This is a genomic window from Paenisporosarcina sp. HGH0030, from assembly GCF_000411295.1.
In the GTDB taxonomy this organism is placed as follows: domain Bacteria; phylum Bacillota; class Bacilli; order Bacillales_A; family Planococcaceae; genus Paenisporosarcina.
Map to the genome: position 1 here is coordinate 433,483 of NZ_KE150421.1, position 14,341 is coordinate 447,823.

At 41.5% G+C, this 14,341-nt stretch carries 14 protein-coding genes; all 14 read left to right on the top strand.

Translation table 11 applies throughout. The features are described 5' to 3' along the window. Window positions 1-153: 153 nt before the first annotated feature. The 14 genes from accB to ahrC all read left to right on the top strand — a co-directional run bounded on the left by accB (window position 154) and on the right by ahrC (window position 14,334). Entirely contained in the window at window positions 154-666 is a 513-nt protein-coding gene (gene accB, locus HMPREF1210_RS02215) for an acetyl-CoA carboxylase biotin carboxyl carrier protein (protein WP_016426965.1), read from the top strand. Between the two features lie 10 nt (window positions 667-676). Then, window positions 677-2,029, top strand: a complete 1,353-nt coding sequence (gene accC / locus HMPREF1210_RS02220) for an acetyl-CoA carboxylase biotin carboxylase subunit (protein ID WP_016426966.1) — start codon at window positions 677-679, stop codon at window positions 2,027-2,029. A 15-nt stretch (window positions 2,030-2,044) separates the two neighbouring features. After that, on the top strand, window positions 2,045-2,452 hold the full coding sequence (locus HMPREF1210_RS02225) for an Asp23/Gls24 family envelope stress response protein (RefSeq protein WP_016426967.1): 408 nt from the start codon (window positions 2,045-2,047) through the stop codon (window positions 2,450-2,452). A 354-nt stretch (window positions 2,453-2,806) separates the two neighbouring features. Beyond that, window positions 2,807-3,283 (top strand): MarR family winged helix-turn-helix transcriptional regulator, encoded by a 477-nt coding sequence (locus tag HMPREF1210_RS02230; RefSeq protein ID WP_016426968.1) that lies wholly within the window; start codon window positions 2,807-2,809, stop codon window positions 3,281-3,283. Beyond that, the gene (locus tag HMPREF1210_RS02235; protein WP_016426969.1) at window positions 3,280-5,004 is read left to right on the top strand and encodes an ABC transporter ATP-binding protein; all 1,725 of its coding nucleotides are present in this window, start codon (window positions 3,280-3,282) and stop codon (window positions 5,002-5,004) included. The genes HMPREF1210_RS02230 and HMPREF1210_RS02235 overlap by 4 nt, the downstream gene beginning before the upstream one ends. Then, window positions 5,001-6,860: an ABC transporter ATP-binding protein gene (locus HMPREF1210_RS02240; protein ID WP_016426970.1), complete on the top strand. Its 1,860-nt coding sequence runs from the start codon at window positions 5,001-5,003 to the stop codon at window positions 6,858-6,860. The genes HMPREF1210_RS02235 and HMPREF1210_RS02240 overlap by 4 nt, the downstream gene beginning before the upstream one ends. Window positions 6,861-7,148: 288 nt before the next feature. Beyond that, a complete protein-coding gene (gene nusB, locus HMPREF1210_RS02245; RefSeq protein WP_016426971.1) occupies window positions 7,149-7,538 on the top strand; it encodes a transcription antitermination factor NusB in 390 nt (129 codons plus the stop codon). A gap of 19 nt (window positions 7,539-7,557) precedes the next feature. Next, window positions 7,558-8,418: a bifunctional methylenetetrahydrofolate dehydrogenase/methenyltetrahydrofolate cyclohydrolase FolD gene (gene folD / locus HMPREF1210_RS02250; protein WP_016426972.1), complete on the top strand. Its 861-nt coding sequence runs from the start codon at window positions 7,558-7,560 to the stop codon at window positions 8,416-8,418. A gap of 90 nt (window positions 8,419-8,508) precedes the next feature. Then, on the top strand, window positions 8,509-9,867 hold the full coding sequence (gene xseA, locus HMPREF1210_RS02255; protein WP_036659643.1) for an exodeoxyribonuclease VII large subunit: 1,359 nt from the start codon (window positions 8,509-8,511) through the stop codon (window positions 9,865-9,867). Further along, window positions 9,864-10,106, top strand: a complete 243-nt coding sequence (locus HMPREF1210_RS02260) for an exodeoxyribonuclease VII small subunit (protein WP_016426974.1) — start codon at window positions 9,864-9,866, stop codon at window positions 10,104-10,106. Before xseA ends, HMPREF1210_RS02260 begins: the two co-directional genes overlap by 4 nt. Next, complete coding sequence (locus HMPREF1210_RS02265) at window positions 10,103-10,984, top strand: polyprenyl synthetase family protein (protein ID WP_016426975.1); 882 nt, start codon at window positions 10,103-10,105, stop codon at window positions 10,982-10,984. The genes HMPREF1210_RS02260 and HMPREF1210_RS02265 overlap by 4 nt, the downstream gene beginning before the upstream one ends. Before the next feature lie 73 nt (window positions 10,985-11,057). Further along, window positions 11,058-12,968 carry a 1-deoxy-D-xylulose-5-phosphate synthase gene (dxs, locus tag HMPREF1210_RS02270; RefSeq protein WP_016426976.1) on the top strand — a complete coding sequence of 637 codons (1,911 nt, stop codon included), beginning with the start codon at window positions 11,058-11,060 and terminating at the stop codon, window positions 12,966-12,968. Then, window positions 12,965-13,783: a TlyA family RNA methyltransferase gene (locus tag HMPREF1210_RS02275; protein WP_016426977.1), complete on the top strand. Its 819-nt coding sequence runs from the start codon at window positions 12,965-12,967 to the stop codon at window positions 13,781-13,783. The genes dxs and HMPREF1210_RS02275 overlap by 4 nt, the downstream gene beginning before the upstream one ends. 101 nt (window positions 13,784-13,884) lie before the next feature. Continuing rightward, window positions 13,885-14,334 (top strand): transcriptional regulator AhrC/ArgR, encoded by a 450-nt coding sequence (gene ahrC, locus HMPREF1210_RS02280; RefSeq protein WP_016426978.1) that lies wholly within the window; start codon window positions 13,885-13,887, stop codon window positions 14,332-14,334. Window positions 14,335-14,341 lie beyond the last annotated feature (7 nt).

Sequence of the window (14,341 nt, forward strand, 5' to 3'; positions counted from 1 at the left end):
TTTATCAACGCCGGTGTCAGACTAAAACGGGCTTCTTCACCTTTCGGATTAGGACCAACTCTTAAAAAATTTAGGTTATCTATTTCAAATTTTCTCAATAACGTCTAAAATAGAAGAGGAACGTAATTCGATATAGGGTAAGGGGAGTTCGGTATGTTAAAAGTACAAGAAATTCGTGAAATTATTAAATTAATTGACCACTCATCCATTGATGAGTTTATTTACGAGTCAGAAGGCACGAAAGTTAAACTGAAAAAGAATGGTGTACATGTATCTACTGAAACAGTTGTACCTCAATCAAAACCAGCGGCACCTGCTGTTGAAGCTCCAGTGGCAGTAGAAGTGAATCCAACACCGGTTGCTCAAACTGTAAAAGAAACAATTGCAAATGTAGAGACGAAAGAATCAGCTGTTAATGATGAATCTCTTCTTAAAATTTCTTCACCAATGGTAGGAACTTTCTATCAGTCATCTTCACCGGATACACCGGCATATGTTCAAGTAGGTGATAAAGTAACAGAAGACGGGATTGTATGTATTGTGGAAGCGATGAAATTATTCAACGAAATCGAAGCAGAAGTGTCTGGCGAGATTGTAGAAATTTTAGTAAAAGATGGACAACTCGTAGAGTACGGCCAACCTCTGTTCTTAGTAAAAGCGAACTGAGGGGGAACGGATGATGAAAAAAGTATTAATTGCTAACCGTGGTGAAATCGCGGTTCGTATTATTCGTGCGTGTAAAGAGTTGGATATCGAAACAGTTGCCGTCTATTCGGAAGCTGATCGTGAAGCGTTGCATGTTCAAATGGCAGATGAAGCTTATTGTATCGGTCCAAAACAATCGAAAGATAGTTACTTGAACTTCAGCAATATTATCAGTGTTGCAAAGTTAACGGGTTGTGATGGCATTCATCCCGGTTATGGCTTTTTGGCAGAGAATGCGAGTTTCGCGGAGCTGTGTGAACAATGTAATATAACGTTCATCGGTCCTACTTCTGACGCTATCTCCAGAATGGGTACGAAGGATGTAGCGCGTGAAACAATGCGAAAAGCAGGCGTACCGGTTGTGCCTGGATCCACAGGTATTGTTGCGGATGAAAAAGAAGGTCTGGAAATCGCTCGTGAAATAGGATTCCCGGTCATTATTAAGGCAACTGCCGGTGGTGGCGGTAAAGGTATTCGTGTCGCACGTACGGAAGAAGAACTTGTTAAAGGCATTCAGATTACACAAAAAGAAGCAGCTGCTGCTTTTGGAAACCCTGGTGTCTATATTGAGAAGTTCATTGAAATTTTCCGTCATGTTGAAATTCAAGTTTTGGCTGATAGTTTTGGCAATGCGATTCATTTAGGGGAACGTGATTGTTCAATTCAACGCCGTATGCAAAAACTAGTAGAAGAAGCACCATCTCCAGCGCTATCCCCGGAAATTCGTAATCAGATGGGTGACGCGGCTGTTAAAGCTGCCCTAGCCGTTAATTATCGCAGTGCAGGGACAGTTGAATTTATATTCGATCACATCAATCAAAAGTTTTACTTTATGGAAATGAATACGCGTATTCAAGTTGAACATCCTGTTACTGAAATGGTAACCGGCATTGATTTGATTCAACAACAACTTAAAGTCGCTTCTGGTGAAAAATTAGCTTATACACAAGATGACGTGAAAATTAAAGGTTGGGCAATTGAGTGTCGCATTAACGCTGAAAACCCTTCGAAAAACTTCATGCCTTCAGCGGGTAAAGTTGATATGTATTTAGCGCCGGGCGGATATGGTGTACGCGTGGATTCAGCAATGTATTCAGGCTACAGCATTCCTCCTTACTATGATTCAATGGTCGCAAAACTGATTACTTATGCAGATACCCGTGAAGAAGCGGTTGCAAAAATGAAGCGTGCACTGAGTGAGTTTGTTGTAGAGGGTGTTCATACAACAATTCCTTTCCATGCAAAATTGATGGACCATGAAGAATTCAAATCTGGTGATTTCGATACGAAGTTTTTAGAGAAATACGACGTCATGAATTCCTAGGAAAGGATGATTGGAATGGCTGAAAAAACAACAACAGCTTATTTGCAAATGATTCCGTCTGGTAAAGAAGAGTTAGGAAAGATTGAAGTAGCACCAGAGGTTTTAGAAGTAATCGCTGGAATTGCCACCACAGATGTTGAGGGAGTGGCCGGTACCCGTGGAAGTTTTGCAACAGGAGTTGCCGAACGTCTCGGCAAAAAAGTTCACGGTAAAGGAATCAAGACAGAATTGACTGATCAAGGTCTATTTGTTGAAATTTATTGCACTGTGAAATACGGCGCGTCGATTCCTAAAGTAGCCAAAGAAGTTCAAAGTCAAGTGCGTCAAGCAATTTTAAATATGACGTTACTTGAAACACAAGAAGTGAATGTCCATATTACTGGCATTCAGTTCGAACAACAAAAAGAAACAACAAACGAATAACTCACAACATCGTTCGGTCTATCCGGACGGTGTTTTTTTGTTTTGATAATCAAGTTTGGGGTAACAGCACAATTTAGTGCGTAAAAAATGCGCGACATCATCCACATCCTCATAATGGAATTGCCGATAAACAAGTAGAGGACCACCAGTTATCCGCAGAGTTTACGAAAACAAAAGAAGATGACAAGTAAATACTACAAAAGCAAAGACCTTTCATGTGTGCATTCACTTGGGTAAGGTCTTTTTTCGTGTGGATAGATTGACAATCTCTTATAATGAGAGTAAATTTGAAAGACCAAAAACGAACTGTTCGATTTAGAACAGTTCGTTTAGGAAGGAATGGTGAGGAGTCAATTGGACAATGAAAATCAAAATTTAACAAAGTCCATTCAATTATTACGTTCATTTTCGAACATTCAAAAGAACATGATGAGGTTCGTCCAGAAGTCAGCGGTGGAAAATGGATTATCCATTCCCCAGTACACAATATTGATGACCATCGTCATCCATAAGGAAATGACTCAAAAAAACGTGGGCGAGAAAACCTTTCTCCCTAAAAGTACTCTGAGTCAAGCCGTAGATGGGTTGGTAAGGGAAGGTTTGCTGAACCGTCAACAAGTCGAAGGGAATCGACGGGAGGTTTTGTTGTCACTCAGCGAAAATGGATTGGCACGGATCAAAGAGATTCATATGCAAGAAAATGGCATTCACCAAACATTTCAATCGGTGGCGGAATCCCTGACTGATAAGCAATTCGAGGAACTGCTTGGTACCCATCAACAAATTACAAAGCATCTGGAAGAACTGGGACAAGAGGAGTGTTCAAATTGATAAAATTACTGAAATATTTATCCGTTTATAAGTGGCTTGTATTCGCGGTTGTCGGACTCGTATTCATTCAATCGATGGCTGACCTCTTTTTACCAACACTGATGGCGGACATCATTGATAAAGGTGTTGTTACGGGAGACACCCCTTATATATGGAAAATTGGAGGATTCATGCTGTTGGTTTCATCACTTGGAGCCACTGCATCAGTCATTGCAAGCTATTATTCTTCCAAAGCGGCTATGGGACTCGGACGTGACATTCGCAGAAAAGTCTTCAATCATGTCGGGAAGTTTTCATTGCAGGAATTTGACGAGGTGGGAACCGCTTCACTGATCACGAGAACAACGAATGACATCACGCAAGTCCAGCAAGTCGTCATCATGATGCTCAGAATGGTTGTCAGTGCACCGATCATGTTAATAGGCGGGGTCATCATGGCCGTATCGAAAGATGCCAAATTATCATTGGTGATTGTTGCCACCATGCCTGTATTGATTGGTTCCGTCCTGCTGATTCTGAAAAAAGGGGTACCCCTTTTTCAAACGGTGCAAGAACGTCTGGATCGCTTGAATCTGGTCTTACGCGAGAACCTCACGGGGATTCGCGTCATTCGCGCGTTCAATCGGGAAACCGAAGAGAAAGTGCGAATGAAGCAAGCAAATAAAGAGTTGACGGATGTTTCGATTAAAGTAAATAAAGTCATGGCGTTTTTGATGCCTGTAATGATGCTTGTCATGAACTTAACAGTCGTCGGAATCATTTGGTTCGGTGGGATTCGGATCGATAATGGAGCAATGCAAATCGGTGACCTGATGGCGTTTATCCAATACGTCATGCAAATCATGTTTGCTCTTGTCATGGCATCCATGATGTTCGTCATGATTCCACGTGCTGCTGTGTCGGCGAAACGGATTAACGAAGTACTGGAAATGAAACCGTCTTTCTTAGATGAAGGAACGGAAAAGGCAGATCGTGAAAGAGGGACGCTTGAATTTGAGCATGTGACATTCAGCTATCCAGGAGCGGAAGAACCTGCCTTATCAGACATCAGTTTTACTGCTAAACCTGGTGAAATTACCGCCATCATTGGCGGAACAGGATCTGGGAAATCAACTCTCGTCAATTTGATTCCACGGTTTTATGACATTTCAAGTGGAAGCATTCGCGTAAACGGTGTTGATATCCGTAAGGCGTCACAAGATGAAATCCGTTCGAAAATCGGTTTCGTTCCACAAAAAGCTATACTTTTCACGGGAACGATTGCCGATAACATTCGCTTCGGAAAACAGGATGCCTCGCAGGATGAAATGGAGCACGCGGCTGCTATTGCACAAGCAGATGATTTCATTGGCAAGATGAAAGAAGGCTATGCTGCAGAAATCGAACAAGGTGGCTCGAACTTGTCCGGCGGGCAAAAGCAACGGCTGTCAATAGCTAGAGCGCTCATTCGAAAACCGGATCTTTATATATTCGATGACAGCTTTTCCGCACTTGATTTCAAGACAGATGCCAAACTCCGGGCAGCCTTGAAAGATGAAACGAAAAATGCGACGGTGTTACTGGTTGCACAACGTGTCAGCACAGTGGTCGACGCGAATCGGATCATCGTGTTGGACGAAGGACGAATAGTCGGTTTGGGTACTCACCAAGAGTTGCTTGCAACAAATGATGTATACCGTGAAATCGCCTTATCACAGCTTTCAGAGGAGGAAATCGCATGACCAATCAAAAAAAACCTCAAAGTGGTGGGCCGGGGCAAGGACCTGGTGGCGGTAACATGATGATGATGGGCGGGCAAAAAGCAAAAGATTTCAAAGGGACACTGAGACGTCTTTTGACTTATTTGAAGCCGCGCCGAAATAAATTGGTTGCCGTTTTCTTTGCAGCAATCTTGAGTACCATATTTATGATCGTTGGACCAAAAATAATGGGGACGGCAATCACGGAACTATTTGAAGGTGCATACGGGAAATTCCAAGGGATACCTGGTGCAGCCATCAATTTCGATAAAATTGGGCAGATTCTTCTGGTCCTTGTTGGGCTCTATGTTTTAAGTAGCCTTTTCAACTATGTGCAACAATATATTATGTCGAGTGTTGCACAGGAAACGGTTTACGATCTAAGGGAAGACGTCAATCATAAGCTTGAAAAACTGCCGCTCAAATATTTTGATGGCCGATCAAACGGCGAAACGCTCAGCCGTATGACAAATGATATCGATACAATAGGGAGCACGTTGCAACAAAGTCTAACTCAATTCATTACCTCAATCGTGACAATATTAGGGATTATCATCATGATGCTTTCGATCAGTCCATTATTGACGCTGATATCAATTGTCAGTTTACCGCTGTCTATATTTGTGATAAAACCGATCCTGAAAAAATCCCAAAAACACTTTGCCGATCAGCAGCGTACACTTGGCCAGCTGAATGGGCACATTGAAGAAATGTATACTGGTCACCAAGTGGTTAAAGCGTTCGGGCATGAGAAAAAGTCCGTTGCTCAGTTTGATAAGGTCAATGAAGTATTGTATGAAGCGGGAAGCAAAGCTCAATTCATTTCAGGTATCATCATGCCGATGATGTTCTTCATTGGGAATTTAAGTTATGTCCTAATCAGTGTTGTGGGCGGAATTTTGGTAACGCAGCGTGCCATCTCAATAGGTGACATACAAGCTTTCATCACTTATTCAAAACAGTTTACACAACCAATCACACAAACAGCCAACATCGCGAACATCATTCAGTCCACGGTTGCAGCTGCAGAGCGGGTATTTGTACTGCTCGATGAAGCAGAAGAGATGACAGAAGTGACGACCGATAGTCTGGAGCGTGCCAATGGCGCTGTGACATTCGAACATGTGGATTTTGGGTATGAAGATGATTTGTTGATCCAAGACATGAACATCGATGTGTTGCCTGGTCAGACCGTTGCAATCGTTGGGCCTACCGGGGCAGGAAAAACGACGATGATCAATCTATTGATGAGATTTTATGAACTCAATGGCGGAAAGATCAAAATCGATGGTCTTGACACACGGAACATGTCCCGAAACGATCTCCGCAAGAGTTTTGGAATGGTTCTTCAGGATACGTGGCTCTTCAATGGAACGATCAAGGACAATATCGCGTATGGAAAAAGTGGTTCAACGGATGAAGAAATCTTCGAGGCTGCCCGTACGGCCCATGCTGATCATTTCATCCGTACGCTACCGGATGGTTATGAAACCGTGTTGAACGAAGAAGCTTCGAATATATCACAAGGGCAAAAACAACTTCTGACAATCGCACGAGCGGTCCTGGCAGATCCACCTATCATGATATTGGATGAAGCTACTTCCAGTGTGGACACACGGACGGAAATCTTCATCCAAAAGGCGATGAACCGTTTGATGGAAGACCGTACTAGCTTTGTTATTGCCCATCGTCTGTCAACGATTAAGGATGCGGATTTGATTTTGGTGATGGACCAAGGAAAAGTGATTGAACAAGGGAATCATGTTGAGTTATTGGAGAGAAATGGTTTCTATGCAGATCTTTACAATAGCCAATTCTCAGAAAAATTAGCGATTTAAATAGGAAGAGGCTCATTTCTTGATTGAAATGAGCCTCATTTTTATTGGGGGAAATGATTGAAACGCGCATAGTAATGGCCGAACTTCTTGGGCTTTCGAGCAAAGATAACGTTAATAAATAATAATAAAAAGGATAGGTTATTACGTTGGATGAGATTAAGTGATTTTCACTTCAGTCCGAAATTTGATTGAGTACTTTTTCTGAACATTCGAACTTCCCTTTGAGGATGTCTTGTGCCCGCAAAATATGCTATGATGTGTTCGAATGCATATAAAAGGAGACTACCCATGAAACGTAGAGAAGCCCGTGAAAAAGCGTTGCAAACTTTGTTTCAGTTAGAAAACACCGAGTTAACAATAGAAGATGCAATGAGCCACGTTTTAGATGGCGACAATGATCCTTTCTATGAAAAGCTTGTACGTGGAACGACTGAACAACTAACGCAAATAGATGAATCACTTAAAACAAAGTTAGAAAATTGGTCTTTGGATCGTTTACCTAAGATCGAACGCACGGTATTGCGCTTGGCAGTTTATGAATTGTTATTTATGCAGGATGCACCTTCAAAAGTAGTCATGAATGAAGCGATTGAATTATGTAAAACGTTTGGTGATGAGAAATCAAGCAAGTTTGTGAACGGAGTTCTATCTAAATATACGGTCGAGACTTCTAACTGACAGCAGGGGGAATAAAGACATGTCGAGTGCATTAATTAATGGAAAAGAAATTGGACAAGCGATACGCAATGATTTATCTGAACGTATCATTCACTTAAAAAATCAAGGCATTACTCCAGGCTTAGCGGTTATTTTAGTCGGTGACAACGCAGCTTCGAAAACCTATGTTTCTAATAAACAAAAAACGTGTGAAGCACTTGGTATGAATTCACGTTTACTTTCTTTTGAGTCAGATTTAACTGAAAGTGAACTCGTGCATACGATTCAATCACTGAATGAAGACCCAACCATTCATGGCATATTAGTACAGTTACCATTACCGAAGCACATTGGAGAATCTGCCGTATTGGCAGCCATTTCCCCAACTAAGGATGTAGATGGTTTCCATCCAATCAGTGTTGGAAAAATGATGCTCGGACAGGAGACTTTCCTTCCATGCACGCCATACGGGGTCATGAAACTTCTGGAATACTCTGGAATTGATCTTGCAGGCAAACACGCTGTTGTCATAGGACGTAGCCATATTGTAGGAAAACCAATGGGCCAATTACTTTTACAAAAAGATGCAACCGTGACATATGCGCATTCTAAGACGCCGAACCTACAAGAAATTACCTTGCAGGCTGATATTCTCGTGGTGGCAGTTGGTAAAACGAAATTCATTACGAGTGAATACGTCAAAAGCGGAGCGGTCGTCATCGATGTAGGTATGAATCGTGATGAAAACAATCGCCTGTGTGGAGATGTGGATTTTGAAGCAGTAAAAGAAAAAGCTTCATACATAACACCTGTTCCAGGCGGAGTGGGACCCATGACAATCACCATGTTAATGGCCAACACCGTACAATCTGCAGAAAATGAGTTGCGTCAAGACAAATGAAGTTAAAACAGGTAAAATAAAGGCAAGAAGCTGTTTTTCTTATAGAAAGACAGCTTTTCTATTTCTTCTTCGTGAGGAGTTTGAATGCACGTGACTGCTTCGACATATTTAACAGTGAAAGCACTGACCAAATACATAAAAAGAAAATTTGATGCGGATCCCCATTTGCGCAATGTTTATGTCAAAGGGGAACTATCCAATGTCAAAATACATACAAGCGGACACATTTACTTCACAATTAAAGACGATCAAACAAGAATGCCTGCTGTTATGTTTGCGGCACAAGCAAGAAGTTTGAAATTTAAACCGGAGAGCGGAATGAATGTTCTTTTGCAAGGTGATGTGAATGTTTATGAAGGCTCAGGCCAATATCAGTTGTATGCACAATTGATGCAGCCTGATGGTATTGGTGAACTATTTGTAGCCTTTGAACAGCTTAAAGAAAAATTGGCGAAAGAAGGACTTTTCCATCCTTCTAGAAAGAAACAGATTCCAAAATACCCTCAAAAGATTGGTGTTATTACAGCTTCAACAGGTGCAGCCATTCGGGATATTGTCACGACTTTGAGCCGCCGTTATCCTTTGGCAGAAGTTATCATTTTTCCAGCTCTGGTTCAAGGGGCCGGTGCAGCACCAAGTATCGTAAAAGCATTAAAACGTGCTCATAGCTATCCGGATCTTGATGTTTGTATTGTTGGACGCGGGGGCGGGTCGATTGAAGACTTATGGGCTTTCAACGAAGAAATCGTTGCGCGGGAAATTGCGAATAGTACCATTCCTATTATTAGTGCTGTCGGACATGAAACGGATACGACAATCGCTGACTATGTCTCAGATCTTCGCGCACCAACGCCAACTGCAGCAGCAGAGCTTGCCGTACCAAATCAACTGGATTTGCTTGAACGTGTATCCAATAGAAAATCACAAATGGTATCGATTGTTACGGCTATTTTATCACAGGAGCGAAAAAGGTTGACGCGGGTGATGTCTGCATATCCACTGGCCTATCCTGAAAGATTATACCGACCGTTTGTTGAAAGACTGACCCGAGCGAATGAACAGATGGAGAGAAACGGGCGTACGATTTTCCAACAAAAACAACAACATCTTGCACAGCAAACCATGCGTCTGACATTGCAAAATCCACAAAGAATGGTTTTGCTACATCAAAAAAATGTTCAGGCTTCTCAACAACGTTTGCATATGGCAGCTCAAAAAAATGTACAAACGAAAGCTCGTTCTTTCAGTAATATGATTCAGTTACTGGAAGCATTGAACCCGCTGAAAATCATGGATCGGGGCTACAGTCTGACCTATCAAAATGATCAAGTTGTCAAATCAATTGAAGATATCAATCCAGATCAACCACTTCATATCAAATTACAAGATGGAGTCATAATCGCATCTATAGACTCTATAAACAAACAGTCTAAAGGAGAATCATCATGACAAAAACCAACGTATCTTTTGACCAAGCAATTCAACAATTAGAGGAAATTGTACGTCAGCTGGAGCAAGGCGATGTTCCTCTTGAGGATGCTATTTCACTTTATAAAAAGGGAATGGAAATGTCGACGGTATGCCACGAGAAATTGCACAATGCAGAAAAACAATTGATTTCCATCATGGATGACAGCGGAGAAAAAGTGCCATTTGAAGCCATCGAAAAAGAGGATGCATCACAATGACTTGTTTGCAAAATTTTACTGAACTGAATATTCCAGAAATAGACCGTCAATTGACCGAGCAAGTTCAGTCGATCAATGCACCGGAAATTTTGAAAGAAGCGATGAATTATTCATTGGCTGCAGGAGGCAAAAGGGTAAGGCCTTTATTTTTACTGGCTGTCTTAGACTTTTTACAAGTTAAACATACAGAAGCCTCTACAGTTGGAGCAGCTATTGAAATGGTTCATACCTATTCTCTAATCCATGATGACCTACCGAGCATGGATAATGATGATTACCGCCGTGGGAAATTAACTAACCACAAAGTTTATGGGGACGCGTTGGCGATTTTAGCTGGAGATGGATTGTTAACATATAGTTTTGGTGTACTTTCTCGTTTGAAAACAGTACCCGCAGAAGACAAACTGGAACTTATACAATTGATGAGCGAGGCTGCAGGAGCTGAAGGTATGGTTGGCGGACAAGTTTTGGATATTGAAAGCGAAAGAAAAATCATTTCTGTAGAAGAATTGGAGACCATACATATCAATAAAACGGGTGCTTTATTATCCTTTAGCATTTTAGCAGGTGCGATTTTGGCTTCGGCGGATGCCCGTACTAGAAAGGCGTTGCAAGATTTTGGTTTCCATATCGGACTGGCATTTCAAATTCAGGATGATATTTTGGATATTGAAGGAACCACAGAGTCATTAGGAAAAACTGCAGGAAAAGATGTTGCGAGTGAAAAAAATACGTACCCTGCATTATTAACACTGGATGGAGCAAAGATAAAACGAGATTGGCACTATAACCAATCTATCGAATCACTTCGCCATATTTCAAGTGAGCCTGGTCTATTGGATGAATTGGCTGCTTATATCGTTAATCGCAGCAAATAGTTAATGTTTGTACATTCGTACGACATTGATATAATGAAAGATAATAATCGCAAGTATTGTGTAAAGGTGTGTGATGTCGGTGGATTTAAATACAATTACAAGTCCATCCTTTATTAAAGAATTATCTCAAGATGAACTATTGACTTTAAGTGAAGATATTCGTTCGTTTTTAATTGAAAAATTATCGGTCACTGGTGGACATATTGGTCCTAACTTGGGTGTGGTCGAACTGACTGTATCTCTTCACCGTATTTTTAATAGTCCAGATGATAAATTTATATGGGATGTAGGACATCAAGCGTATGTCCATAAAATATTGACTGGTCGTGCAAATCAATTTGATACATTACGTCAATTTAAAGGGTTGTGCGGTTTTCCAAAGCGCAATGAAAGTGAACATGATGTTTGGGAAACAGGCCACAGCTCAACTTCGTTGTCTGCTGCGATGGGTATGGCAGCTGCACGTGATATTAAAAAAGATAAAAACCATATCATTCCCATTATCGGGGATGGAGCTCTTACAGGTGGAATGGCTTTAGAAGCACTGAATCACATTGGACATGAAAAGACCGATATGATTGTTATTTTGAATGATAATGAAATGTCGATCGCGCCTAACGTTGGCGCACTCCATACAGTATTAGGAAAACTTCGCACAGCCGGTAAATATAATAAGGCTAAAGACGAACTGGAATATTTGTTGAAAAAAATCCCGGCAGTCGGTGGAAAACTGGCAGCTACGGCGGAACGGGTTAAAGACAGTTTAAAATATTTACTAGTTTCAGGTGTGTTTTTCGAGGAACTTGGATTTACGTATTTAGGTCCTATTGACGGACATAATTACGAAGATTTGCAAGAGAATTTGTTATACGCGAAAAAAATGAAGGGACCAGTATTGGTTCATGTCATCACGAAAAAAGGCAAAGGGTACCGCCCGGCAGAAGAAGATAAAATTGGTACTTGGCATGGGACAGGTCCTTATAAAATGGAGACCGGTGCATTCGTAAAGTCTTCGACAAAAGCACCTTCATGGAGTGGATTGGTCGCTGAAACCGTGTGTAAACTTGCACGTGAAGATGAGCGGATTGTAGCTATAACACCTGCGATGCCAGTTGGTTCGAAATTAGAAGGCTTTGCGGCTGAATTCCCTGAACGCATGTATGACGTCGGCATTGCTGAACAACATGCAGCCACTATGGCGGCTGGCCTTGCCACACAAGACATGAAACCGTTTTTAGCCATCTACTCAACTTTCCTGCAACGCGCATATGACCAAGTTTTACATGATATTTGTCGTCAAAATTTAAATGTCTTCATCGGAATTGACCGTTCAGGGCTTGTTGGCGCTGACGGGGAAACCCATCAAGGCGTATTCGATATTTCATTCCTACGTCATTTGCCAAATATGGTGATCATGATGCCTAAAGATGAAAATGAAGGCCAGCATATGGTGAAAACCGCCATCGATTATAATGATGGTCCAATTGCATTGCGCTACCCTAGAGGGAATGGGCTCGGTGTTCCGATGGATGCAGAATTACATTCCATACCGATTGGTTCATGGGAAGTTTTAAGAAAAGGTTCGGATGCGGCAATTTTAACATTCGGTACCACAATCCCAATGGCTATGGAAGCGGCAGAACGCTTGGCACTTGAAGGTATCCAAGCAGAAGTTATCAATGCAAGGTTCATTAAACCACTTGATGAGGGTATGCTGCATAAATTAGTGGAACGTAATCTTCCAATATTTACTGTGGAAGAAGCGATTTTACAAGGCGGATTTGGAAGCAGCATATTGGAATTTATGCAAGACCATGAGTATACGGGCGTTTCCGTTAGTCGAATGGGCATTCCAGACCAATTTATTGAACATGGAAACGTTGATGAACTGTTAAATGAAATACATTTAAATTCGGCTGAATTAATCACCCGGATACAAAATAAAATGAATAAGATCGGTAAGGCTGGTACTCACGTATTATGATAAAAACCCCAAAAGAAAGAGTCGATGTCCTTCTAGTGGAACGTGGACTTTGTGAAACAAGAGAAAAAGCAAAACGTGCAATTATGGCGGGAACCGTATATACGAATGAACTTCGTTTGGAAAAGCCAGGTGAAAAAATCGCAATGGATTCACCTTTGCAGGTAAAAGGTAATGAATTGCGCTATGTCAGCAGAGGCGGCTTGAAGCTTGAAAAGGCATTGGAATTCTTTCAAGTGAATGTAAAAGACAAACTGATGCTCGATATTGGAGCTTCAACTGGCGGTTTCACGGATTGTGCCCTGCAAAACGGAGCGCGCCACTGTTATGCGCTAGATGTTGGCTATAATCAGCTTGCATGGAAAATCCGACAAGATGAACGTGTCACGGTTATGGAACGTACCAATTTCCGATATGTAACGGCTGCCGACCTTGCAGAAGGGATGCCTGAATTCGCGACAATCGACGTTTCATTTATATCATTGAAGCTAATTCTGCCTGTATTAAAAACTTTGCTTGTACCTGGCAGTGATGTTATTGCGCTGGTAAAGCCTCAATTTGAAGCAGGAAAAGCAAATGTCGGAAAAAAAGGTGTCGTCCGCGATGCAAAAGTCCACATAAATGTGCTTGAAACAATCGCGAACTTTGCACAACAAACCGGTTTTACTCTAAAAAATGCTTCTTTTTCACCGATTACGGGTGGGGAAGGGAACATAGAATTCCTTTTCCATTTAATAGCTACGGAAGAAAATGAAACAACCTTTACAGAGGAACACTTAAAAGAAATTGTGCGTGAAGCACATTCACAACTATCATGACACGGCCTACATTGTAGGTCGTGTTTTTCTTGTACGCAAGAGCCGTAAATGGTACGATATGAATAATTAAGCATATTTATTCATTTTAGGAGTGACCATTGATGAACAAGGGGCAACGACATATACGAATTCGGGATATAATAGCCAATCACGAAATTGAAACACAGGATGATTTAGTGGAAATCCTTAAAAATGCCGGATACAATGTGACGCAAGCAACTGTTTCCAGGGACATAAAAGAGTTACATTTAGTCAAAGTACCACTGCAGGATGGTCGATACAAATATAGCCTACCTGCGGATCAGCGTTTTAATCCAATGCAAAAACTGCACCGTGCATTAACTGATGCTTTCGTCAGCATCGATGGAGCAAGTCATTTTCTAGTAATGAAAACGTTGCCAGGGAATGCGCATGCCATTGGCTCATTGATTGACCATTTGGATTGGAAAGAAATCCTGGGTACAATTTGTGGCGATGACACGTGTTTGATTATTTGTAAAGATACAGATCAACGGGATATCATTCGGACAAGACTACTCGAAATGCTTTAAAAGAGGT

Coding starts and splice junctions, on each gene's coding strand:
- accB (WP_016426965.1), top strand. CDS start 154: ATGTTAAAAGTACAAGAAATTCGTGAAATTATTAAATTAATTGACCAC.
- accC (WP_016426966.1), top strand. CDS start 677: ATGATGAAAAAAGTATTAATTGCTAACCGTGGTGAAATCGCGGTTCGT.
- HMPREF1210_RS02225 (WP_016426967.1), top strand. CDS start 2,045: ATGGCTGAAAAAACAACAACAGCTTATTTGCAAATGATTCCGTCTGGT.
- HMPREF1210_RS02240 (WP_016426970.1), top strand. CDS start 5,001: ATGACCAATCAAAAAAAACCTCAAAGTGGTGGGCCGGGGCAAGGACCT.
- nusB (WP_016426971.1), top strand. CDS start 7,149: ATGAAACGTAGAGAAGCCCGTGAAAAAGCGTTGCAAACTTTGTTTCAG.
- folD (WP_016426972.1), top strand. CDS start 7,558: ATGTCGAGTGCATTAATTAATGGAAAAGAAATTGGACAAGCGATACGC.
- HMPREF1210_RS02260 (WP_016426974.1), top strand. CDS start 9,864: ATGACAAAAACCAACGTATCTTTTGACCAAGCAATTCAACAATTAGAG.
- HMPREF1210_RS02265 (WP_016426975.1), top strand. CDS start 10,103: ATGACTTGTTTGCAAAATTTTACTGAACTGAATATTCCAGAAATAGAC.
- dxs (WP_016426976.1), top strand. CDS start 11,058: ATGTCGGTGGATTTAAATACAATTACAAGTCCATCCTTTATTAAAGAA.
- HMPREF1210_RS02275 (WP_016426977.1), top strand. CDS start 12,965: ATGATAAAAACCCCAAAAGAAAGAGTCGATGTCCTTCTAGTGGAACGT.
- ahrC (WP_016426978.1), top strand. CDS start 13,885: ATGAACAAGGGGCAACGACATATACGAATTCGGGATATAATAGCCAAT.